20 protein-coding genes and 1 tRNA gene are annotated in these 22,606 nt (G+C 67.2%); 8 read left to right on the top strand and 13 right to left on the bottom strand.

The features are described 5' to 3' along the window. The first annotated feature begins 40 nt into the window (after positions 1-40). Complete coding sequence (locus G0D83_RS01900) at positions 41-454, top strand: c-type cytochrome (protein ID WP_235940398.1); 414 nt, start codon at positions 41-43, stop codon at positions 452-454. A gap of 41 nt (positions 455-495) precedes the next feature. On the opposite strand, the gene G0D83_RS01895 is transcribed toward G0D83_RS01900, so the two are convergent. From G0D83_RS01895 to G0D83_RS31810, 3 genes are read right to left on the bottom strand one after another with little or no spacing between them, the layout of a single operon-like run. After that, positions 496-963, bottom strand: a complete 468-nt coding sequence (locus G0D83_RS01895; RefSeq protein ID WP_193989030.1) for a DUF2948 family protein — start codon at positions 961-963, stop codon at positions 496-498. Next, the gene (gene murA, locus G0D83_RS01890; protein WP_108966504.1) at positions 960-2,231 is read right to left on the bottom strand and encodes a UDP-N-acetylglucosamine 1-carboxyvinyltransferase; all 1,272 of its coding nucleotides are present in this window, start codon (positions 2,229-2,231) and stop codon (positions 960-962) included. Before murA ends, G0D83_RS01895 begins: the two co-directional genes overlap by 4 nt. Next, positions 2,231-2,404, bottom strand: coding sequence for a hypothetical protein (locus G0D83_RS31810; protein WP_203595176.1), 174 nt, complete (start codon positions 2,402-2,404; stop codon positions 2,231-2,233). Before G0D83_RS31810 ends, murA begins: the two co-directional genes overlap by 1 nt. A 135-nt stretch (positions 2,405-2,539) precedes the next feature. Here G0D83_RS31810 and G0D83_RS01885 point away from each other — a divergent pair. Further along, positions 2,540-2,614, top strand: a tRNA-Thr gene (locus G0D83_RS01885). 398 nt (positions 2,615-3,012) lie between these two features. On the opposite strand, the gene G0D83_RS01880 is transcribed toward G0D83_RS01885, so the two are convergent. Genes G0D83_RS01880 through G0D83_RS32020 form a run of 4 tightly spaced genes read right to left on the bottom strand, consistent with a single transcriptional unit; the run spans position 3,013 to position 6,135 of the window. After that, positions 3,013-3,495, bottom strand: a complete 483-nt coding sequence (locus G0D83_RS01880; RefSeq protein WP_164188998.1) for a CYTH domain-containing protein — start codon at positions 3,493-3,495, stop codon at positions 3,013-3,015. Continuing rightward, positions 3,492-4,244: a ParA family protein gene (locus G0D83_RS01875; protein ID WP_108966508.1), complete on the bottom strand. Its 753-nt coding sequence runs from the start codon at positions 4,242-4,244 to the stop codon at positions 3,492-3,494. Before G0D83_RS01875 ends, G0D83_RS01880 begins: the two co-directional genes overlap by 4 nt. Further along, complete coding sequence (locus G0D83_RS01870) at positions 4,241-5,761, bottom strand: CHAD domain-containing protein (RefSeq protein ID WP_164188996.1); 1,521 nt, start codon at positions 5,759-5,761, stop codon at positions 4,241-4,243. The genes G0D83_RS01875 and G0D83_RS01870 overlap by 4 nt, the downstream gene beginning before the upstream one ends. Next, positions 5,758-6,135, bottom strand: coding sequence for a hypothetical protein (locus tag G0D83_RS32020; protein WP_235940397.1), 378 nt, complete (start codon positions 6,133-6,135; stop codon positions 5,758-5,760). Before G0D83_RS32020 ends, G0D83_RS01870 begins: the two co-directional genes overlap by 4 nt. Between G0D83_RS32020 and G0D83_RS01860 the strand changes: the two genes are divergently transcribed. The 4 genes from G0D83_RS01860 (at position 6,134) to G0D83_RS01845 (ending at position 10,975) form a co-directional block, all read left to right on the top strand. Beyond that, complete coding sequence (locus G0D83_RS01860; RefSeq protein ID WP_164188994.1) at positions 6,134-6,415, top strand: hypothetical protein; 282 nt, start codon at positions 6,134-6,136, stop codon at positions 6,413-6,415. The genes G0D83_RS32020 and G0D83_RS01860 overlap by 2 nt on opposite strands. Positions 6,416-6,543: 128 nt before the next feature. Further along, on the top strand, positions 6,544-8,538 hold the full coding sequence (gene dnaG / locus G0D83_RS01855) for a DNA primase (RefSeq protein WP_164188992.1): 1,995 nt from the start codon (positions 6,544-6,546) through the stop codon (positions 8,536-8,538). Positions 8,539-8,679: 141 nt separating this feature from the next. Further along, positions 8,680-10,674, top strand: coding sequence for an RNA polymerase sigma factor RpoD (rpoD, locus tag G0D83_RS01850; protein WP_164188990.1), 1,995 nt, complete (start codon positions 8,680-8,682; stop codon positions 10,672-10,674). Positions 10,675-10,690: 16 nt separating this feature from the next. After that, positions 10,691-10,975, top strand: coding sequence for an HlyU family transcriptional regulator (locus tag G0D83_RS01845; RefSeq protein ID WP_164188988.1), 285 nt, complete (start codon positions 10,691-10,693; stop codon positions 10,973-10,975). Between the two features lie 76 nt (positions 10,976-11,051). Here the strand turns inward: G0D83_RS01845 and G0D83_RS01840 are convergent, their stop codons facing one another. Together G0D83_RS01840 and G0D83_RS01835 are read right to left on the bottom strand one after the other, a co-directional pair. Further along, entirely contained in the window at positions 11,052-11,615 is a 564-nt protein-coding gene (locus tag G0D83_RS01840) for a DedA family protein (protein ID WP_164188986.1), read from the bottom strand. Positions 11,616-11,619: 4 nt separating this feature from the next. Next, positions 11,620-12,531, bottom strand: coding sequence for an NAD(P)-dependent oxidoreductase (locus G0D83_RS01835; RefSeq protein WP_164188984.1), 912 nt, complete (start codon positions 12,529-12,531; stop codon positions 11,620-11,622). Between the two features lie 215 nt (positions 12,532-12,746). Between G0D83_RS01835 and G0D83_RS01830 the strand changes: the two genes are divergently transcribed. Next, the gene (locus G0D83_RS01830) at positions 12,747-14,567 is read left to right on the top strand and encodes an autotransporter assembly complex family protein (RefSeq protein ID WP_164188982.1); all 1,821 of its coding nucleotides are present in this window, start codon (positions 12,747-12,749) and stop codon (positions 14,565-14,567) included. Beyond that, complete coding sequence (locus G0D83_RS01825; RefSeq protein ID WP_235957995.1) at positions 14,564-19,432, top strand: translocation/assembly module TamB domain-containing protein; 4,869 nt, start codon at positions 14,564-14,566, stop codon at positions 19,430-19,432. The genes G0D83_RS01830 and G0D83_RS01825 overlap by 4 nt, the downstream gene beginning before the upstream one ends. A 231-nt stretch (positions 19,433-19,663) precedes the next feature. On the opposite strand, the gene G0D83_RS01820 is transcribed toward G0D83_RS01825, so the two are convergent. The 4 genes from G0D83_RS01820 to G0D83_RS01805 are packed head-to-tail and all read right to left on the bottom strand — an operon-like array spanning position 19,664 to position 22,505. Beyond that, positions 19,664-20,635: a ketopantoate reductase family protein gene (locus G0D83_RS01820; RefSeq protein WP_164188981.1), complete on the bottom strand. Its 972-nt coding sequence runs from the start codon at positions 20,633-20,635 to the stop codon at positions 19,664-19,666. Next, positions 20,632-21,264 (bottom strand): urease accessory protein UreG, encoded by a 633-nt coding sequence (gene ureG, locus G0D83_RS01815; RefSeq protein ID WP_164188979.1) that lies wholly within the window; start codon positions 21,262-21,264, stop codon positions 20,632-20,634. The genes G0D83_RS01820 and ureG overlap by 4 nt, the downstream gene beginning before the upstream one ends. Before the next feature lie 16 nt (positions 21,265-21,280). Then, entirely contained in the window at positions 21,281-21,916 is a 636-nt protein-coding gene (locus tag G0D83_RS01810; protein WP_164188977.1) for an urease accessory protein UreF, read from the bottom strand. After that, the gene (locus G0D83_RS01805) at positions 21,906-22,505 is read right to left on the bottom strand and encodes an urease accessory protein UreE (RefSeq protein ID WP_164188975.1); all 600 of its coding nucleotides are present in this window, start codon (positions 22,503-22,505) and stop codon (positions 21,906-21,908) included. Before G0D83_RS01805 ends, G0D83_RS01810 begins: the two co-directional genes overlap by 11 nt. Between the last annotated feature and the right edge of the window lie 101 nt (positions 22,506-22,606).

The following is a 22,606-nucleotide window of genomic DNA, read 5'->3' as shown; positions in this document are numbered from 1 at the left end:
AATCGGCATGGGAGAGCCGATGCATTTCGGAGGAGCAAAGATGTTTCAGAAGACATTTGCAGCCATGGGGCTGGTGGTTGCGGCGAGTGCCTTCTGCGCTGGCGGATCGGCCGTGGCGCAGAGCGCCGGAGAAACGGAATACATGAACGCCTGCGCCGCTTGCCATGGCGAGAAAGGCACCGGCGACGGGCCGCTGGCCGAACTGATGACCGTCGATCTACCCGACCTCACGCAGATCTCGGCGCGGAACGACGGCGCGTTTCCGATGCTCGACGTCATTCAGATCATCGACGGGCGCAGCGGCATCCGGGGGCATGGCTACCCGATGCCGGTCTGGGGGCAGCGGTTCAAGGAAGCGCTTTCCATAGACATCGGCCCCTACGCCAGCGAGATCGTGACGCGAGGACGGATTCTCGCCCTCGCGCAGCACCTGGAATCGATCCAGGCGCAGTAGGTTCGGAAAGGAGTCAGGCCCGGTGGTTCAGGACCACCGGTTCAGGCCCCGTGATCCGGCACCTGCCCCGACACCGCGGTGTAGGGCCGGGTCACATCCTTGAGACGCAACTCCAGCGCCTCGACCTCGGCACGCAGCGCGCCGTCACCGGCGAAGGTCAGCTCGACGAATCCTGCTCCCTCCTCGCCCGGCTCGAATTTCACCGAGAGCAGCGAGAGCACGGTGTCCTTCTCGCCCGGGTTCACCCCTTGCGCCGAGACCTTCAGGACGTTCTCGATCACCAGAAGCGATCGCACCCGCTCCGGCGGCGAGACATGCACGCCATCCTCACGGCGCAGCCGGTTGATCAGCAGCGCCAGCCGGTGGTGACGCTTCTCCCAGGCCACGTCGGCCACGGTCGTCACCGAATCCTGCGCAAGGGCCGAAAGGACCTGCAGGTCCTCCGGATCCATGGCACCCAGGTTGAGCGGTTGGTTGCCCGCGTCTTCGAATCTTGCGTCCTCGGTCACTCGCCCTTCACCCGTTCGATTTTGGCGCCCACGCCGCGCAGCTTGCGGACCACGTGCTCGTAGCCGCGGTCCAGATGATAGACCCGGCTTACCACGGTTTCGCCTTCCGCGGCGAGACCCGCGAGGATCAGCGACACCGAGGCGCGCAGGTCGGTGGCCATCACCGGGGCGCCCTTGAGCTTGTCGACCCCGGTGACCCGTGCGGTGCCGCCGTGCACGTCGATCTTGGCTCCCATGCGCAGCAATTCGGGGGCATGCATGAAGCGGTTCTCGAAGATCTTCTCTTCCAGCACGCTCTCGCCCTCGGCGGTGCAGAGCAGCGCCATCATCTGTGCCTGCAGGTCGGTGGGGAAGCCCGGGAAAGGCTCGGTGGTCACGTCCACCGCCTTCACCCGGCCGTTCTTGCGCGCCACCTTGAGACCCGTGGGCGTCTCCTCGACCGAAATGCCCGCCGCGTCGAGCTTCTCGCAGAAGCTCTCAACCAGCGCGATGGTGCCGCCAAGGCACTCCACCTCGCCGCCGCAGATCGCCGGGGCAAGCATGTAGGTGCCCAGCTCGATGCGATCGGTGACCACGCGGTGGGTCGCACCGCCCAGCGTCTCGACACCCTGAATCTCGATGGTGGAGCTGCCCTCGCCCTCGATCTGCGCGCCCATCTTGCGCAGGCACTGCGCCAGGTCGACGATCTCGGGCTCGCGCGCGGCGTTCTTGATCACCGTGGTGCCCTTGGCCAGCGTCGCGGCCATCAGCGCGTTCTCAGTGGCACCCACAGAGGCGAAGGGGAAATCGACGATGCCACCCTTGAGACCGCCCGAGGGGGCCTTGGCATGCACGTAGCCGTCGCGCAGGTCGAGCTCGGCGCCCATGGCTTCGAGCGCCTTGAGGTGCAGGTCCACAGGGCGCGCGCCGATGGCGCAGCCACCGGGCAGCGAAACCTCGGCATGGCCAAAGCGTGCCAGCAGCGGGCCGAGCACGAGGATCGAGGCGCGCATCTTGCGCACGATGTCATAATCGGCGCGAGTCGAGGTCAGCGCGTGGCTCGACATGGCCAGGACCTGCCCGTCATTCAGCGACTGCACCTCGGCGCCAAGCGACTGCAGCAGCAGCGTCATGGTGCGGATGTCCGACAGCCGCGGCGCATTGGTCAGCGTGAGCGGCTGATCGGACAGCAGGGTGGCCGGCATCAGCGTGAGACAGGCGTTCTTCGCCCCGGCAATCGGAATTTGTCCCGAAAGCGGGCCGTTGCCCGTGACGACGATCGAATCCATTAACTGTCCTTTTCACTGCTCTGCCCGTCTTCGGGCTTGTTATCTTCTGTCGGCGCGGCATTGCGCGCCTTGGCCTGCGCCTTGCGCCGGGCGAGATTCGCCTTCAGCGCGGCTTTTAGACGGGTTTCGCGCTCCTGCGCAGGGGATGTTCGGGGGCTGTTTTTCGGCTCCATGAACTTTCTTTACTTGAGAGGCAAAAAACCGTCCAGATTGCGCTTGCACCCCCCGGCGTTTGCCCTTAGACACCGCGCCACGCCACGAGGCACACCGACGCAACCTAGCGCGGACGCTTCGAAAGGCGAACCGGCGCTGCTGTAGCTCAGTGGTAGAGCACTCCCTTGGTAAGGGAGAGGTCGACAGTTCAATCCTGTCCAGCAGCACCACTTAAATCCCTGAAATCGCTAGATTTCGCGAGACCCTCTCCCAGGGTGGCCTCTCGCGCTCCGGGCCTTGCCGAGACGCCTCCGCGCTGCCGCGCTGGCTCCTGCATGCGCTTGGTCCGGTAGATCAGGGCTTTATCGGAGCACGTCGCCAGGGCTCTTGGCGCGCCACCGCGCAGCGCGCACCGAGCTGCCGCAAGGGCATCCCGAAGCCCCCGTATCCTGCGCATTTTCCGACCCCCGGAAGCGGTCCTTGCGTCACCCCGGCGCGTCACCCCGGCGTCACCCCGACTCCGGCGCGGAAACGAGTCGCGCCCAGATCGCACGGCACCGCGATTCTCCGCCGCGAAAACTGCCCCCCGCGAATCGATACACACGAGTCGCAGGAGGCGAACGTCACGTCACCCGGGTCGGCCCGGCACCCCGTTGTCGGCGAGCGCGCGATTCCGGTAGCGGCGATCCTCGGTCACATCCGCGCCGAACCAGTCCGGCGGAGTGAAAGCCAGTGCGGCCTCCACCGTATCGAATTCCACCTCGACCATCACCAGCGGCGCCAGCGCGCCGGCAAAGACGTCGAGCTCGAAGCCGGTGCCATCCGCCAGCGCGCCCACGTAGCGGGTCTTCTCGACCACGCGCCCGCCGGTCGTCGGCCAGAGTTCCTCGAACTGGGCGCGCCCGATCTCGATCTCGCGCTCCATCCGCGCCAGCCCGCCCTCGGATTTCAGCGTCAGGAAATAGGCGCCGCCCTTCTCGCGCAGGCGCAGCTCGATGGAATCGCCCTCGAGCGTGACATACCCCTGTCGCACCGGCTTGGATTTCAGCCCCTCGAGCACCGGCAGGCGGGCGACGAGGAACTTGCGCTCGATCTCCACGCCGCCGCTCATTTGCCGAACACCCGGGCAACAAGTTCGTCATGCAGCGTCGCGTAGGCCGCGCTTGCCGCGCTCGACGGGGCCGAGACCATGACCGGCGCGCGATGCACCCCCATGCGCTCCACGTCCGAGGTAAAGGGGATCGACGCCGCGAGCAGCCGCTTGCCGTGCTCCCGGCGCATCTCGTCCATGGTCTCGCCATGCAACGACTTCACCCCCTGCGCCATGGAAAAGAAGCCGTGCAACTTCTTCACCGGCAGGTCGTGCTCGCGGAAGAACGCCTTGAGCTGCTCGAAGGTGCGCTGCGAGAGCGTCGTCGGGATCACCGGCACGACAACGGCATCCGAGGCGCGGAAGACGTTCTCCGACAGGGTCGAGATGTTCGGCGGGCAATCCAGAAGGATCACGTCATAGTCGCCCTTCACCGCCTTCAGCGCCTTCTTGAGCCGAGAGCGCGAGTTGCGCATCCTCGCCAGAAATACGTCGAAGTCGCGGAAGGTCATATTCGCGGGCAAGATGTCGAGATTGTCGAAATCGCTGCCGCGGATGGCCTTGGTGAAGCGCGCGACGTCGTCGAAGAAACGCGTCTCGGTCAGCTTCTTCGATGGCTTCACCCGGAAGTAGAACCCCGAGGCGCCCTGCGGATCGAGATCGCAGAGCAGCACCCGCCGCCCGCCCTGCGCCAGCGCATAGGCGAGATTGACGGAGGTCGCGGTTTTTCCCACGCCGCCCTTGTTGGAATAGCAGGCGATGATCTTCATGGTTTTCCCCCGTGGAACAGGTCGCGGAACGTCTGGCGGGTCTCGGCGCTGTTGAAGGCGGCAAAGCTGCCGACAACCCGTGCGCGCTCGGCCAGCTGGCGGTCGTGCAGCACAAGGACCAGCGCGCCGACGCTCTGGGCAATCTGCAGGTTGCCCGGTGTCGCCCCCTCGAGACGCCCGAGAAAGGCCTGCAGGCTCTCCTGCTGCACCGAGTAATCGTTGAAGAGGCCGAGGTTGTCCTGCAGTTTCTTGAGCGGCTTGATGATCTGCTTGAAGGGCTTTGCCGGGAAGAGCGGCGCGAAGAACTCCATGAGGTAGCGCAGCTTCTTGCAGTGGATGCGCAGCTCGTGGACCTCGTGGTCGGGTGTGCCCTCGTCGATGCCCTCGGCAATGGCGCAGATCCTTCGGTAGCGTTTCCAGATCAGCTTGCAGGCGAAGTCGTAGGCGGACAGATCAGCCTTGCCCCCCTTTGCCAGCTTCTTGCGCTTGTCAAAGAGCTTGATGAGCGCCTTGATCTCCTTGCGGTAGGCAGTGCTGCGCAGGTGTGCCGCAAGCGATTGGTGTTCCCCCGTCCGCTCCTGCGCGAAAAGCGCGAACATCCGGTCGAGCCCGCCGTGCAGGCTGGCGGGCACCATGCCGTAGAAGCCGTCCCGCTCCAGCAGGTAGACATCAAGATCCCGCAGCCGCCCGGTGGGCGTCATGAGGTCGGAAAAGCGCGCCTTCAGTTCGGCGGTCAGCTCCGCGTCGTAGACATCCCTGAAAAGGCTCAGCACCGAGCGGACCTTGCGCAGCGCGATGCGGTAGTCGTGCAGGAACTCGGTGTCGTCATCGGCGATCACCCCGGCCTCGTTGGCCCGCGCCACATGCAGATAGGCGGCGATGATGTCGCTCGCAGCATCGAAGGCCCCGGTCTCGCGATCCAGTGAAACGACCGGCTTGGGGGTGTAGTCGCTCAGACCCGGAAAGAGCTTTGCATAGAGCCCGGCCTCGCCGAGCGCCGTGCCGCCCGCATCCTCGACCATAGCGCGCAGCCGCTGCAGCGCCTTGTCGTAGCCGCGCAGCCCCTGCAGCTGCAGCACCAATACGGTTCCGCCCCCGGTCGCCGCCAGCTCGATAAGCTGCGCCCGCGCCTGCGTCTTGCCCTCGTCATCCAGCAGCGACAACGTTCCCCGGCGCAGCGTGCCCGCGCCCACTGGGAGCAGGCAGCGCAGCGAAGAGAGGTCCGAGAGCGCCCCCTTGACCGGCCCCTCGGGAAGGTCGCTGACGAAGCGGGCCCCGGCGGCACCGCGCTGCACGAGAGGCGCGCCCGCAGGCCGCAGCAGCTCGAACCGCTCGTCCGCCTCGACCAGCAGCCTGCCGGAGTTCCGGAGCCTCTGATCGAAGCTGTCTCGGACCTGGAAGGCGCTGCTGCCCTCCTGCCAGACCAACCGCGCGGCAAGGCCGCCGACGGGCGCGCCCATCAGCCGCTCCAGCGCCGCTTCGGGCAGGAGATAGAGTGCAAGGGTCTCCGGGCTCATCGTACCTTCTTTCTGCTCTTGCGCAGGTAGTCTTCGATCAGTGTCTCGACGATCTTCTGCACGCTTGTATCTTCCTCGATCGCGCGCAGTTTGAGCGCCTTCAGGGTCTCGCCGCTGAGCCGAAGGGAGGTGTTCTTCTTCTCATCTTCCTGTGCATCCTTGGCCTTGGGCTGTTTGACCTTCGCCATGCTGCGCACCTTTCCTGTATGTGACGTCATGATGTCATTCCTGCGACCGGCCCGCAACGCGGTTTTCCCTGAAATCAACACGCTCGGCCTACTCATCTGTTCGTGAATGAACAGAGTGCTGCGGATGACAGCGCCGCCGCGAGCGCTTAGGTACCCAGCATGGCTGACGAAGGAGATGCAGACCATGCGGAACCTTGTTGTACTCGGGCTGGTGCTTGCCGCTGCCACGCCCCTCTCCGCGCAAAGTGAGAAGGCGGCACGCTGCGAGACCTCGGCAAAGATGGTCATGGAAGCGGTGCAGGCGCGTAAGGACGGAATTTCCCTCAAGCGGACCGAGCGCGAGCTGCGCCGGGCGCTCGACCGCGACACCGGCGCTTCGCTCGCGCAATGGATCTACGAGCTGCCGGAGAAGGATCTGACCCTCGACGTGGGTCGGACGTGGGAGCAACAGTGCCTCACGCAATGAGCCCTCAGAGCTGACGGGCACCGACGTCGCGCTTCCGCGCGGCGCCGGAGTCGGCTATCCGCAACGAATGATGAAATCCCCGGTCGAGTCGCATGGACTCGGCTCCGTTGTGCATTGATACTCCGACCATGAGTCTTCCACCCGGTTTCCTCGACGAGTTGCGCACGCGCACGAGCCTGTCTCAGGTCGTGGGCCGCAAGGTCATGTGGGACAGCCGGAAATCGAACCAGGCCAAGGGGGACATGTGGGCGCCCTGCCCGTTCCACCAAGAGAAGTCCGCGTCCTTCCACGTCGATGACCGCAAGGGCTTCTACTACTGTTTCGGCTGCCACGCGAAGGGCGACGCCATCTCCTTCATCCGCGAGAGCGAGAACGTCGACTTCATGGAAGCCGTCGAGATCCTCGCCCGCGAGGCCGGGATGCCAATGCCGGCGCGCGATCCGCAGGCCGCGCAGAAGGCCGACCGCCGCAGCCAGCTCGCCGAGGTGATGGAACAGGCGCTGCGCTTTTACCGGATGCAGCTGCGCACCAGCGCCGCCGCCGAGGCGCGTGGCTATCTCGAGCGGCGCGGCCTCAAGCAGGAGGTGCAGGACCGGTTCGAGCTCGGCTTCGCGCCGAACGGCTGGCAGGGGCTCTGGGATCACCTGCGCGGACAGGGCGTGGCCGAGGATCTGATCCTCGGCGCCGGGCTGGCCAAGCCCTCGGACAAGGGCCGCGCGCCCTATGACGTCTTCCGCAACCGCATCATGTTCCCGATCCGCGACGGTCGCGGCCGCGCGATCGCCTTTGGCGGGCGGGCGATGGATCCGCGCGACAATGCGAAATACCTCAACTCGCCCGAGACCGATCTCTTCGACAAGGGCCGGAACCTCTACAATCACGCGCCCGCGCGCGAGGCGGCGGGCAAGGGCCAGCCGCTGATCGTTGCCGAGGGCTACATGGATGTGATCGCCCTCAGCGAAGCCGGGTTCGAAGCCTCGGTCGCGCCGCTCGGCACGGCGGTGACCGAGCATCAGCTCGCCCTCCTATGGCGTATCGCCGACGAGCCGGTGATCGCCCTCGACGGCGACAAGGCCGGGCTGCGCGCCGCCTACCGGGTGATCGACACGGCCCTGCCCTTGCTGGTGCCTGGCAAAGGGCTGCGGTTCGCCCTCATGCCCGAGGGGCAGGACCCCGATGATCTGCTCCGCGCGAAGGGTCCGCAGGCGGTGAAGGCCGTGCTCGACCAGGCGCTGCCCATGGTGCAGCTTCTCTGGCGGCGCGAGACCGAAGGCAAGGTCTTCGACAGCCCCGAACGCAAGGCCGCCCTCGACGCGACGCTGCGCGCCGCGATCAAGCGGATCCAGCACCCCGACCTGCGCCGCCACTACGGCGACGAGATCAAGGACCTGCGTTGGCAGCTCTTCCGCGGCAAGCGCGGCGGCTCGTCCGGCGGGTTCTCGGGAAGCGCGAGCCAATACACCCCTTTCCGCAACGGCAGGCGTACGCAGAAATGGGGCCAGGCCGTGCCCATCGCGCCGAGCGCCTCGGCCAAGGCCTCGCTCCTGGTTGCCGCTGGCGACGCCGCCGAGACCCGCTTGCGCGAGGATGTCATCCTCGCCGTGCTGCTGCGCTACCCCGCGCTGATGGCCGAATTCGAGAGCCCGCTCGAGACGCTGCCCTGCCAGGACCCCTCGCACGCCGCCCTGCGCAGCCTTTTGCTGTCGGGGGTGACCGACGATCCCGAGACACTCCAGGACGAAGCGATGCAGAGAATCGGACCCGAGGCCCTTGATTCCCTGCTCGGGGCACGCCATGTGGCTGTCGTACCCTGCCTGCGACATTTCGGTGACAGCGAGCTCGCCCGCCTGACGGTGGCCGAGGAGTTCGCGAAAATCGCCGCTCAGGCTGGGCTCGTGGCCGAACTCGCCGAGGCTCTGGAAGACATGGAAAGCCTGGCGGACGAAGCCCTCACCTGGCGCCTGGGACAGGCAGCGCAGGCACGCAACCAGGCCGTGATGAACCGGTCCGAGGATGACGTGGAATTCGACGTGGGCGTGAATGGCGCCCGCATGGACAAGGAAGAACGCAGCGCCTTTGACGCGTTGCTGCAGCAGATTCGCTTTTCCAAAGGTCAGAACTAGATGGCCATTTAGGGAAACTGGAGGAAAAACCGGTAGACGGGTGGCCGAATCAAACGATTCCCCCCATGATTCGCAAAATCGAATCACTTCACTTGCGCGAGTGCCGGCCAGAACCGGCCCCTCCCTCTGACGGAGCACTTCATGGCAGCCAAAGACAACGACGACGCCAAGCCGGAAACTCAGGACGACGCACACAGCCTCGACATGAGCCAGGCCGCGGTCAAGAAGATGATCGCCGAGGCGCGCGAGCGTGGCTTTATCACCTATGACCAGCTGAACCAGGTTCTGCCGCCCGATCAGGTCAGCTCAGACCAGATCGAAGACGTGATGTCGATGCTCTCCGAAATGGGCATCCAAGTCACCGAAGAGGACGAGGAATCGGAAGACGGTGACGACAAGGCGAAGGGCTCGACCGATCTGGTCGACGCCTCGCGCGGTCGCGACGTCGCGCTGTCGTCCGGGGGCGCCGAGAAGCTCGACCGCACCGATGACCCGGTGCGCATGTACCTGCGCGAGATGGGCTCGGTCGAACTGCTCTCGCGCGAGGGCGAAATCGCCATCGCCAAGCGCATCGAGGCTGGCCGCAACACGATGATCGCGGGCCTCTGCGAAAGCCCGCTGACCTTCCAGGCGATCACCATCTGGCGCGAGGAACTTCTCAGCGAGGAAATCCTCCTGCGCGACGTGATCGACCTCGAGGCGACCTTCGGCAACCAGCTCGACGAGGACGGCGAGCTGGACGAGCCGGTGGTCGGCACCGGCGGCGACGCCTCGGCGCAGAAGCAGCGCAGCAACGAGCCCGAACTCGATGCCGACGGCAACCCGCTGCGCCGTGATGACGACGAGGACGAGGACGACCAGGCCAGCATGTCGCTGGCCGCGATGGAGACCGCGCTGAAGCCGCGCGTTCTGGAAACCCTCGACACGATCGCAGCCGATTACGAAACCCTGTCGGAAATGCAGGATGCCCGGATCAGCGCCACGCTGAACGAGGACGGCTCCTTCTCGGCCGAGGACGAGGCGCAGTACCAGCGCGTGCGTTCGGAAATCGTGGTGCTGGTGAACGGGCTTCACCTGCACAACAACCGCATCGAGGCGCTGATCGACCAGCTCTACGGCATCAACAAGCGGATCATGATGATCGACAGCTCGATGGTGAAGCTGGCCGACCAGGCCCGCATCAACCGCCGCGAGTTCATCGACGAATACCGTGGCCGCGAACTTGATCCGAACTGGATGGACCACATGGCGGCCAAGGACGGTCGCGGCTGGCAGATGTTCATCGAGCGCTTCTCGGACAAGGCAGAAGAGCTGCGTGCCGACATGGCGCAGGTCGGCCAGTACGTCGGCCTCGACATCAGCGAATTCCGCCGCATCGTCCAGCAGGTGCAGAAGGGCGAGAAAGAGGCGCGTCAGGCCAAGAAGGAAATGGTCGAGGCCAACCTGCGCCTCGTGATCTCCATCGCCAAGAAATACACCAACCGCGGGCTGCAGTTCCTCGATCTCATCCAGGAAGGCAACATCGGCCTGATGAAGGCCGTGGACAAGTTCGAGTACCGCCGCGGTTACAAGTTCTCGACCTATGCGACATGGTGGATCCGTCAGGCGATCACCCGCTCGATCGCCGACCAGGCGCGCACCATCCGTATCCCGGTGCACATGATCGAGACGATCAACAAGCTGGTCCGCACTGGCCGCCAGATGCTGCACGAGATCGGCCGCGAGCCGACCCCGGAAGAGCTGGCGGAAAAGCTGCAGATGCCGCTCGAGAAGGTCCGCAAGGTGATGAAGATCGCCAAGGAACCGATCTCGCTCGAAACGCCGATCGGCGACGAGGAAGATTCGCAGCTCGGCGATTTCATCGAGGACAAGAACGCGATCCTGCCGCTCGACTCGGCGATTCAGGAAAACCTCAAGGAGACCACCACCCGCGTGCTCTCCTCGCTCACCCCGCGTGAAGAGCGGGTTCTGCGGATGCGTTTCGGCATCGGCATGAACACCGACCACACGCTGGAAGAGGTTGGCCAGCAGTTCTCGGTGACCCGCGAACGGATCCGCCAGATCGAAGCCAAGGCCCTGCGCAAGCTCAAGCACCCGTCGCGGTCGCGCAAGCTGCGCTCCTTCCTCGACCAGTAAACGCGGAGGAACGCCCATGTCCTTCTGGTCTCGTCTCTTCGGCGGCGGCTCCGGCCCCGCCAAGGCAGAGCCGCAGGCGGAGGCCGTCGAATATAGCGGCTTCCGCATCTTTCCCACGCCGCAGCCGGCAGAGGGTCAGTTCCGCATCGCCGCCCGCATCGAGGGCGAGGTGAACGGCGAGACAAAGGTGCACGAACTGATCCGCGCCGACGTCATCCGCGACCGCGACGAGGCCGTAGAGGCGTCGATCCGCAAGGCCAAGCAGATGATCGACGAACAGGGCAGCCGGCTCTTCGGCTGAAGCGCGCCCGCGGAACGCAAGACGCCGCCCTCCGGGGCGGCGTTTTCTTTTGCGGCGCCGGCCAAGTCTGGCTGGTTTACTCGCGCAGATCCCGCCGCATCTGCCACAGCCGGTGCCCAAGGAACAGCGCGACCAGCAGCACCGGCAGCGCCAGCAGCAACTCGGTCCGGTCCACATGCCCCCAGATGCGGTGCACCAGCCCGCCGATGCCATGGCCGATGACCACCATCACCCCGGCCCAGACCAGCGCCGAAACGCAGGTGAGCGGCAGGTAAAGTGCCGGGCTCAGCCGCGCGCCGGCGGCCAAAAGCACCGGCGTCACCGTGCGCATTCCCGGCAGGAATCGGAAGACCGCGGCCAGCAGGACCGGACGCCCAAGGAACCGCCGCGCCATCTTCTGCGACACCGGGTGGGCGAGGAGGCGCAGGACCCGCGGGTGATCGCGGTAGTGCCGCGCCAGCAGGAAGATCACGGCGTCCGCGCTCCAAGCCCCAGCCCAGGCGGCGGCAAGGGTCGGCCAGAGCGGCAGCAACTTGTGATGCGCCAGCAGCCCAGAGGTGATGGCGACCGTGTCGCCTTCGAGCGCGCAGCCGAGGTAGACGATGATCAGACCGTATTTGGCGATCAGCGCGTCGATCATCGCCTCAAAGCCCGTAGTCCGCGACCATGCGCGCCAGCCCGTCGTCCAGGGACACCCGCGGCGCCCAGTCAAGGACACGTCGCGCGCGCGCGATATCGAGCACGCTCGACTTCACCTCCAGCGCCGAAGGTTCGCTGACGAGGTTGAGCTGGCGTCCGGTGGCCGCCTCCAGCTTCGCGATCAACGCGTTCAGCGAACATCCCTCGCCCGCGCCGAGGTTGAGCCGGGTCACCGCCGCCGGCAGCGGGCCGGTCGCCACCCGCTCCACCGCGGCGCAGAAGTCATCCATGTGCAGGTAATCGCGCGAGGTCTCGCCGCTGCCATAGACGGTGAAAGGCGCGCCGCTGGCCAGCGCATCGAGCAGCAGCCGCATCACCCCCCGCTCGCGCCCAGGCATCGCCGTGCCATAGGGGTTTCCAAGCCGCAGCAGAGTGAGCCGGAAGCCATGCTGCGCGGCGAGGAACAGCAGTGCCTCCTCCATCGCCAGCTTGTGCAGCGCGTAATACCCCTTGGGCTGTGGCTCGCGGGTCTCGGGGATCGGCAGCGCGTCCGTGTCGCCGTAGACCGCCGCGGTGGACAGGTAGATGAAATGCCCGCGCCAGCCGCGCGCCACCAGCGCCTCGACGAAATCGGTCTGCGGCCGGGTGATCTCTTGCGACAACTCACCGATCGAGCCGAAGCGCCGCCGCGCGTCCGACAGGCCGGCGCAATGCACGATGGTGGCCCCCGCATCGCCCGGCGCCAGCCAGCCCGGGTGCAGTGCGTCGCTCACCCGCACGTGCGGCAGCGCCGCCGCCCCTTCGGGCAGCGCGCTGCGCGAGATGCCGGTGACCGGCAGGCCCGCCGCGTCGAACGCGCGCAGGATTTCGAAGCCGAGCACGCCGGCGCATCCGGTCACATAGGTCTGCGTCGCCATCGTGATGCCCTGCCCTTTTTGCCAAGCTGCCTGTTGATCGGGATAGTGCCGCACCGACCTTACGGCAAGCCGCGCCGCGGCTTTTCCGCGTCCCGGCGGCCTCCCGCTGCGGATCGACGGTCGCCCCGTGACCGATGAGCGCTAAATCACCCGGAACGCTGACCTTATTGCCGCTGCGCCTAGCCGCAGCACTTCCGCTGCGTTAAGGTGCCCGCATGGTTTCGAGAAAGGACAGTTCATTGCGCCCTCGGCACTCTCTTATTTCCCTGAGCCTCGCCCTGAGCCTCGCCGCCCTGCCGGCCTCGGCCTTCGAAACGCTCAGCTTCGCATTTCCGGAGCTCGACCAGGACATTCAGGACCAGATCACCACCTACTCGGCGCTGGTGCGTGCCAAGACCGACGGCAAGACCCAGGGGCCGGACGTGCTCGCCGCGGCGCTGCAGGACTACGGAATCATCGTCGAGACGCTCTATTCCAACGGCTATTACGGACCCGAAGTGTCGATCCGCATCGACGGTCGCGAGGCGGCCGACATCCCGCTGCTCACCACGCCGCAGTCGGTGAACCGTGTCGACGTTCTGGTCAAGCGCGGTCCCAGCTTCCGCTTCGGGCGCACGAACGTGGCGCCGCTGGCCCCCGGCACCGAACTGCCCTCGGACTTCAAGACCCGCGACCGCGCCCGCGCAAGCACCATCAGCGGCGCCGCGCAGGCAGCCGTCGACGGCTGGCGCAACGTCGGCTACCCCAAGGCCGAGCTGACCCGCGAGGATGTGACCGCCAACCACGTCAGCCGCTACGTCGATGTGGACCTCGGGGTGACCACCGGCCCGCGTCTGCGCTTCGGCCGGCTGCTCAACGTCGGCAAGAGCGCCGTGCGCGGCAGCGCCCGGCGACGCATCGCCGGGCTGCCCACTGGCGAGATATACGATCCGCAAGAGGTCAACGATGCGGTTGATCGGCTCACCCGCACCGGCGCCTTTGCCACGGTCACCCTGCGCGAGAAGGAGGTGCCCAACCCCGACGGCACGCTCGACTACACGCTCCAGGTTGTCGACTCCAAGCCGCGGCGCGTTGGCGCCGGCGCCGAGATCAGCTCGCTCGAAGGCCTGTCGCTCACCGGCTACTGGCTGCACCGCAACATCCTCGGCGGTGCCGAACGACTGCGCTTCGACGCCTCGATCACCGACATAACCGATCAGGCCGACACGCTCGACTACACGCTCACCGGGCGGCTCGACGTGCCCGCCGTCATCGGACCCGAGACCAACGGCTTCTTCGAGACCGAGCTGCAGCACCTGCAGGAGCCGAACTACGATCTGGACAGCATCGAGCTGACCCTCGGCATCACCCGCCAACTCACCGACCATCTCTACACCGAAATCGGCGTCGGCTATCTTTACTCCGAGACCACCGACGATCTCGGCGAGCGTACCTTCGAGCTGCTGACTCTGCCGATGAAGGCCGAATACGATCGCCGCGACAACGAGTTCGATCCGCGACACGGCTTCTACGCGCTAGCCGAGGCGACCCCCTTCCTGAACCTGCGCGACGATCCCAACGGCGCGCGGCTCTACGGCGACTTCCGCGGCTATCTCGCGCTCGGCGAACGCGAGCGCTCGGTGCTGGCAGGGCGGGTCATGCTGGGCTCGGTGCTCGGCCCCGACATCGACGAAACCCCGCCCGACTACCTCTTCTATTCCGGTGGCGCCGGCACCGTCCGCGGCCAGCCCTATCAGTCGCTGGCCATCGACATCGGCGACGGCGACACCATCGGCGGCCGCAGCTTCGCAGCGCTCTCGGCCGAGTTTCGGCAGGACATCGGCGAAAGCCTCGGCGCGGTGGTCTTCTACGACGCGGGCTACGTCGGCCGCGACAGCACCCCCGGCGGCGATGACGGCGAATGGCACGCGGGCGCCGGTCTCGGCGTGCGCTACAAGACGGGCATCGGCCCGCTGCGCTTCGATGTCGCCATGCCCGCCGGCGGCGACACCGGCGACGGCGTTCAGATTTACCTCGGGATAGGACAAGCGTTTTGACCCTTCTCAAAAGACTTTTGATGCTGCTGCTGCTGCCGCTCTTTCTGGCGGCCCCGCCTGCGCTGGCGCAGGAGGAAGACGAGGACAGCGGCGGCTTTCTTGAACGGCTGATCGAGGATTCCCTCTCCGGCGCCGGGCGCGACGTGCGCATCATCGGCTTTCGCGGCGCGCTGAGCTCCGAAGCAACGCTGGAGCGGATGACCATTTCCGACTCCGACGGCGTCTGGCTGACGCTCGAGAATGCCAAGCTCAACTGGCGCCGCACCGCGCTGCTGCGCGGCCAGCTCGTCGTCAACGAGCTCAGCGCCGAGCGGCTCGCCATCGCGCGTGCCCCGATCACCGAGGGCGAGGCCCCCGCCCCCGAGGCCTCGGGCGATTTCGCTCTGCCCGATCTGCCCGTCTCGGTCGAGGTCGGCGCGCTGAATATCGCCCGCGTCGAACTCGGCGCCCCGCTGATGGGCGAGGAGATCGCGCTGGAGGTCCAAGGCTCGGCCAAACTCGCGGATGGCGAAGGCAATGCCGACATTTCGGTAAACCGGCTCGACGGGCCGCGGGATTCGCTGACTCTCGCAGGCAGCTACGCCAACGACAGCGGCTCGCTCAACATCGACCTCGCGCTCGAAGAGGACAGCGGCGGAATCGTCGGCACCAAGCTGGGCCTGCCCGGAGCGCCCTCTTTGGCGCTGACGGTCAAGGGCGACGGCGTGCTCGACGATTTCACCGCCGACCTGCAGCTCGCCACCGATGGCGAGGAACGGCTGGGGGGACAGGTCACGCTGCAGGGCAGCTCCGAAGCCGGGCGCCAGTTCACCGCCGATCTCTCGGGCGACCTCCGCCCGCTGCTGCCAGAGGAGCACCGCGACTTCTTCGGACCCGAGCAGAGCCTTCAAGTCACGGGCCTGCAGGGCTCGGACGGCACGCTCGATCTGGAAAAGCTGGACCTGCAAACCGCAATGGTCTCGCTCACCGGCTCGGCACGGATCGGCGCAGACGGCTGGCCCGAGCTGCTGAAACTCGACGGGGAAATCGCCTCCGACGACGGCAGCCCGGTGCGGCTGGCCATGTCCGGCGACGTCACCATGCTCGACACCGCCACGCTGACGCTCGACTTCGACGCATCGCAGGGCGAGGCCTTCATCCTCGATCTGGTCGCCGAGGGCATCGACCGCCCCAACATGTCCATCGACCGCGCCGACATCGCCGGGCGCGGCACCATCCGCCGCAGCGCCGGCGCCTCCCTGCCTGGCGGAGTCGAGGCGCAGCTGACCTTCGATGCCACCGGCCTCGACTTCGCCGACGCCTCCATGGCCGACGCCGCGGGCGAGGAGTTGAGGGGCGTCATGCAGATCGACTGGCAAGCGGGCGATCCACTCTACCTGCGGCAGATCGACTTCGGCGGCGCGGGGCTCTCGCTCGACGGAGACGTGACCTTCTCGGGCCTCGGCAACAGCGGCAATATCATCATCGAGCCCGACCTCAGCGTGAAGGCCAAAGACATCGGCCGCTTCTCCGGCCTTGCCGGGCGCCCTCTCGGCGGCGATGCCGACCTTGCGGTAAAGGGCTCGATCGAGCCGGTCGCGGGCCGCTTCGACATCACCGCGCAGGGCCGCACCCTCGATCTGAAGACCGGCATCGCGCAGGCCGACGGCCTGCTCGAGGGGCAGGTCGAGCTATTCGCCTCTGCAGTCCGCAACGAGGAAGGCACCGAGCTGCGCCGCCTCGACCTCTCGGGCGAGGGTCTCAAGGCCACTGCCGAGGCCAAGCTGCAGACCGGCGGCAGCACCGGCACCTTCGACATCTCTATACCGGACGTGTCGAAGGTGCAGGACGGGCTTTCGGGCGCGGTGCAGGTCTCCGGCACGCTCGACGAGACCCCCGAAGCCTACCGCCTCGACATCGAGGGCACCGCGCCGGGCGGCACCGATCTCGATGGTCTGCTGACCGCAAGCAAGCTCGAAGGTGGCGGCATCGGGTTCCTGCGCTTCATGGGCGATGCCGCGGCGCAGGACCTGGCGGCCTATGCCCCGCTGGCTGGAAGACCGCTGGCGGGCGGCGTCGATCTGAAAACCGACGTCACCTATACGCTCGACGGCGGCGCCATCGATGCCGTGCTGAACGGTCGGCTGACCAACGTCGAAACCGGCATCGCGCAGGTGGACGGGCTGCTCACCGGGGCGGTCGATCTTGACGCCTCGGTTGCCTATGATGGCGATCTGGCGCAGATCCGCCAGCTGACGGTGAACGGTCAGGCTGTGCAGGTCTCGGCCGAAGGCGAGGTCTATACCGCCGCCCTGCTGGGCGGCACCCCGTCGGCAAGTGCAGGCCAGAGCAACGCCAGCTTCGACATCTCCCTGCCCGACATGTCGCTGATCCAGCCCGAGATCACCGGCCCCGCACGGTTCACCGGCACGCTGCAGGAAGAGGGCAACGCCTACCTGCTCGACCTCGACGCCACCGCGCCGGGCGACGTGCGCATCATCGGAAAGGCCAGCGCCGAGAAACGGGCCGATGGCAGCCTCGGCATGGTCACCTTCGATGGCGACCTCGCGGCCTCTGACCTGTCGATTTACGAGCCGCTCGTCGGACGCGCGCTGGCGGGCGGGCTGAACCTCACCGCCGACGTCTCCTACGACATGGCCACCGGCGCCGCCGACGCGGTGCTCGACGGCACCACGCGTGATCTCGGCACCGGCATCGCGCAGCTGGACGGGCTGCTCACCGGCACGGTCGATCTCGACGCTTCGGTCGCCTATGACGGTGATCTGGTGCAGATCCGGCAGCTCGACGTGAACGGCCAGGCAATCCAGGTCACCGCGCAGGGCGATGTCTACACCGCCGCGCTGCTCGGCAAGGAGCGCTCGGCCGAGAGCGGCCTCAGCAACGCCAGCTTCGACATCTCGCTGCCCGACATGTCGCTGATCCAGCCCGGCGTCACCGGCGGCGCGCAGCTCAGGGGCACCCTGCAGGAAAGTGACGGCGCCTATCAGCTCGACTTCAGCGGCTCCGGCCCGGGCGAGGCGAACGCGCAGGGCCGCGTCACCGCCGAGAAGCTCGGCGGCGGCAAGCTCGGCGCGGTGGGCTTCGATGGCACCGCCTCGGTCGCCTCGCTGAACGCCTATGCGCCGCTGGTCGGCCAGCCGCTTTCGGGCGGGGTCAACTTCGACGGCAACGTCGCCTACAACCTCGAGGATGGCAGCCTTACGGCCGATGGGCGGCTCGACACCCGCGCGCTGGCGCTTGGCATCCCCACCGTCGACCAGCTCGTTGGCGGCGACGGCCGCGCCGTGGTGCAACTGAGCCGAGATGCGGACGGGGCGCTGAACGTGCAACAGCTCGAGGTGCAGACGCGCGAGATCACCGCCACCGCCAATGGCACCTATGGCACCGGTGACAGCAGCATCACCTACAATGTCGCGCTGCGCGATCTGGGCCTTCTGGTGCCACAGCTCCCCGGCCGCGCCACCGCCGAGGGCACGCTGACCCAGAACGGCGGCCAGTACCAAGTGCAGACCAACCTCACCGCCCCCGGCGGCACGCGGGCGCAGGTCTCGGGCAGCATCGCGCAGGACTTCGGCAGCGCCAACCTGGCGATCACCGGCAATGCGCCGCTCGAGCTGGCCAATCAGGTGGCCTCGCCCAACCTCATGTCCGGCATGGCGAATTTCAACATGCAGCTGAACGGACCGCTGGCGCTGAACTCCCTGTCCGGCAATGTCACGGTCAACGGCGCGCGCGTCATCGTGCCCACCGCCGGGCTCGAGTTCACCGGGCTCAACCTCAACGCCAATGTCTCGGGCGGGCAGACCAGCTTGACCGCCTCGACCGCGCTGGCCACCGGCGGGCGGATCAACGTCGACGGCACCATCGGCATGAGCGGCGATTTCCCCGCCAACCTCGTCATTGCGCTCGACGACCTCGTGCTCGAGGACCGGCGGCTCTACCAGGTGCAGCTCGGCGGCAACGTCACGATCTCGGGGCCACTGCTCACCGGGCCTACGATCGGCGGCGAGATCCTTATCGACAACGCCGAAATCCGCATCCCCGAAACCGGGCTCGGGCCGGGCAGCCATGGCTTCGTGCTGACCCATGTCTCCGAGCCCTTCGGCTCGCGCGTGACCCGCATCCGGGCCGGGATGATCGACGAGGAGAAGCAAGGCGGCGGCTCGGCCTACGCGCTGCCGCTCGACCTGGTGATCCGTGCGCCGCAGCAGATCTTCGTGCGCGGCCGTGGCCTCGACATGGAGCTTGGCGGCGCGCTGCGCATCACCGGCAGCTCGGCCGACGTGATCCCGCAAGGCCGGTTCGACCTGATCCGCGGCCGGCTCGACATCCTCGGCCAGCGGCTCACGCTGGACCGGGCGACCATGGCGCTCACCGGAGAGTTCATCCCGACGCTGGATATCGCCGCCACCTCGCAGGTCGAGAGCACCACGGTGACCGTCAGCATCACCGGACTCGCCACGGAGCCCGAAGTCGAGTTCTCCTCCGATCCCTCGCGCCCCGAGGAAGAGGTGCTGGCATTGCTGCTTTTCGGACGTGACATCACCGAGATCTCGGGCTTCCAGGCGCTGCAGATCGCGGCGGCGGTGAACACGCTCGCCGGGCGCGGCTCCGGCGCGGTCGACGGGCTGAGGCAGAACCTCGGGCTGGACGATCTCGACGTGACCACGAACGACGAGGGCGAGGCCGGGCTGCGGCTCGGCAAGTACATCTCGGAGGACATCTACACCGACGTCGAAGTCGACTCCGGCGGCGGCAGCGCGGTCAACCTCAACATCAAGATCACCCCCAGCCTCAAGGCAAAGGGCAGCGTGACCTCGGAGGGCGACAGCACGCTCGGCATCTATTACGAGCACGACTACTAAGGCGCCGCGCCGCCAAAACATCTAGGGGTGTCCCCGCGGGGACACCCCTTTTTCATCAATGGTGCAATTCTTGCCTGCGGCTCTGCGGCTCTCCAGAACGGCACAGTCGGTCATCCGGGAGAGCGGCGTCATGGATCAGGCTCTTCCGGCCCGAGGGCGGTTCGGGGTGATCGGCGGTCGTTTCTACCGCATCGTCCCCGAAACGCGTTATCGCGACGCTCTGGCCTCTGCTCAGAGCCCCAGCGCGGCCTCGACCTCGGCCAGCGTCACCGCCCCCGGCGCGGCACCGTCGCGCACCAACCGGGCGGCAAGCGCGGTGAACCAGGCGTTGCAGGGGGTGGGCACGCCGTGCAGCCGGCCCAGCAGCGCGACCTCGCCGTTCAGGTAGTCGGTCTCGACCGAGCCGGCCCCGCGCGCGAGGCTCTGCGCCGTCGAGCTGCCGACCCGTGTCACCCCCGGCACCTCGACGATCTTCAGCTGCGCCGCGCGCTTGTCGTCCTCCTCGGCGGGGTCCGACCAGTCGATCTCCGCCTTGGCCATGACCGCCTCGGCCTCGGCCTTGAGCGCAGCGGTGACTGCGGTGCTGTCGACCTCTTCGCCAAGCGCAGCACCCACGATATTGCCGAGGTTCATCAGGAGTTTGCCATATTTTCGTTCCATCACCGCCGCGCGCGTGGCAGAGGGGAAACCCGCAGCCTCGAGCCGCGCGACGAGCGCGGTGTCCGCGGCGTCGAAGCCCGAGGGGTAGCGCCCGATGTCAAACGAGCCGATGCAGGGCGCGCCGTAGCAGACCACTTCGCCCGGCTGCACGAAGTCCGCCGGAAGCATCACCGTCACCCCGTGCACGTTGGGGAAGTAACGCAGCGCCAGCCGCTCGTTCTCGACGCCGTTCTGGAAACAGAAGACATGTTGGTCCTGCAGCCCCGCGTCGCGCAGCTGCATGAGCGCGGCCTCGGTGTGCTGGGTCTTCACGCACAGGAAGATCACGTCGTCCGGACGCAGCTGCGCCTCGGCGGGGCTGGCCACGCAGGGGAATTCGGCCTGCAAGGCGCCCTCGGGCGTCAGCAGCGTCAGCCCACCAGCGCGGATCGCCTCGAGCTGCGCGCCACGGGCGATGCCCAGCACCTCCTGCCCGGCAAGGGTCAGCTTGACCGCCAGCGTGCCGCCGACGGCTCCAACGCCAAGGATGACGATCCGGCTCATGCCACCGCCTCCGCCAGAGGCAGTCCGCCGATCTTGGCGAGCAGCGAGACGATCTCGTCCACGCCCTCGCCGTGCTTGACCTGGGCAAAGACAAAGGGCTTGCCCGCCCGCATCCGCGTGGCGTCGCGCTCCATCACCTCGAGCGAGGCGCCGACGTAGGGCGCGAGGTCGGTCTTGTTGATCACGAGGATGTCCGACTTGGTGATCGCCGGACCGCCCTTGCGCGGGATTTCCTCGCCCGCGGCCACGTCGATCACGTAGATCGTCACGTCGGCCAGCTCCGGCGAGAACGTCGCAGAAAGGTTGTCGCCGCCGCTTTCGATGAGGATCAGGTCGAGGTCGGGGAAGGCCGCGTTCAGCTCGGCGATGGCGGCAAGGTTGATCGAGGCATCCTCGCGGATCGCCGTATGCGGGCAGCCGCCGGTCTCGACACCCTTGATGCGGTCGAGCGGCAGGATCTGCTGGCGCATCAGCTCCTCGGCGTCCTCGCGGGTGTAGATGTCATTGGTCACCACGGCCATCGAGAGCCGGTCGCGCAGGGCGCGGGCCAGCGCCGCGGTGAGGGTGGTCTTGCCGGCGCCCACGGGGCCGCCGAGGCCGACGCGGAGGGGTCCGTTGGGGGAAGTCATGTGGTCTCCAGAGGTGTCAGGATCGGAAGATACGGGAATAGAGCGCCTCGTGGCGCTGGCTGGCAACGTCCGAGAGCGGGGAGAAGCCGCCGATCTCATCAAGGCTGGCGGTCATTGCGCGGGCCGCGAGCGCCTCGCAGAGCGGCGAGAGCGCACGGATCACCGCCTGCCCCTCCGTCTGGCCGAGCGGGATCAGGCGGATGCCGGCGGCCGCAAGGTTCGAGGCGAAGGCCAGAAGGTAGAGTTGCAGCGCCGGTAGCAGCGGCAGATCCAGCGCGCGCACGGCCTGCCCCACTGCCACGGGATAGGGCGCGGGGAGGATATCGGCCTGCCACAGATCGCGGACGGTGGCGGCAAAGGCCTCGCCCTGTTTCACTGTCTCGAGCCGCCGCTCGGCGGAGGGGGTGAGCGCCGTGGCGAGGTCCGTCAGCTCTGCAACGTCCCCGCCCTGCGATACCTGCGCAAGAAGCACCGCGTCGCTCCAGCCTGCGCCGTGTTCGAGCACCGCCTCGAGCCAGCCCTGCAGCTGCGCGGCGGTGGTGACGCGGCCCTCCTGCACCAGCGTCTCGAGCCCGTGCGAATAGGCAAAGGCGCCCACCGGGAAGGCCGGCGAGAAAAGTTGGTGCAGCGTCAGCAGCGGATCAGTCGTCATGCGCGTGCGCGGGACCGTGGGAATGGCTGTGGCTGTGGCTGTGCGCATGATCGTGATCATGGGCGTGCGCATGGCTGTGCGAATGGGAGTGGCTGTGCGCGTGCCCCTCTGGCCCGTGCGCATGCGAGTGGTCATGGCCGTGGGTGCGGCCGTGGCCATAGGCCCCGCCCTCGGGGGTGAACGGCTCGAGCACCTCGTCCACGGTCGCGCCGATATGGGCGAGCATGTCGCGGATCACGTGGTCGCGCTGGATCAGCAGCCGCGCGGCTTCGATCTGGCAGGGAGTGTGGCGGTTGCCGATGTGCCACGCAAGCCGCGGCAGGTCTGCTCCGCTCACCGCCAGCAGCGGCTCGGCGGCGGCCTCGACGCGCACCGCGCGCCCGTCGGTCAGTACAAAGGCGTCGCCCTGGTCGAGACTCTCGGTGTGCGCGAGATCGACGAGGAAGCTCTCGCCTTGGTCGCTCTTCAGCACCTTGCGGCGGAGAAAGCGATCCTCGTAGCTGAGGGTCACGCTCAGGCTCGCTTCGGGAACGACGCCCTTGCGGGCGATCTCGTGGGACACGGACAGGCTTGTCGAGGGGGCTGTCATGAGGAGGGCTCCGGGGATCGTCTGGATTGCGCCAGCACCCTCGGACCAACGACCGGAAAAGGCAAGGCCACGCGCCGGGATCACCGGGGCGTGGCCTTGAT

The sequence above is a fragment of the Salipiger sp. PrR003 genome, assembly GCF_010500785.1.
GTDB lineage: Bacteria > Pseudomonadota > Alphaproteobacteria > Rhodobacterales > Rhodobacteraceae > Salipiger > Salipiger pacificus_A.
This window is presented reverse-complemented; position numbering and strand designations above follow the sequence as displayed.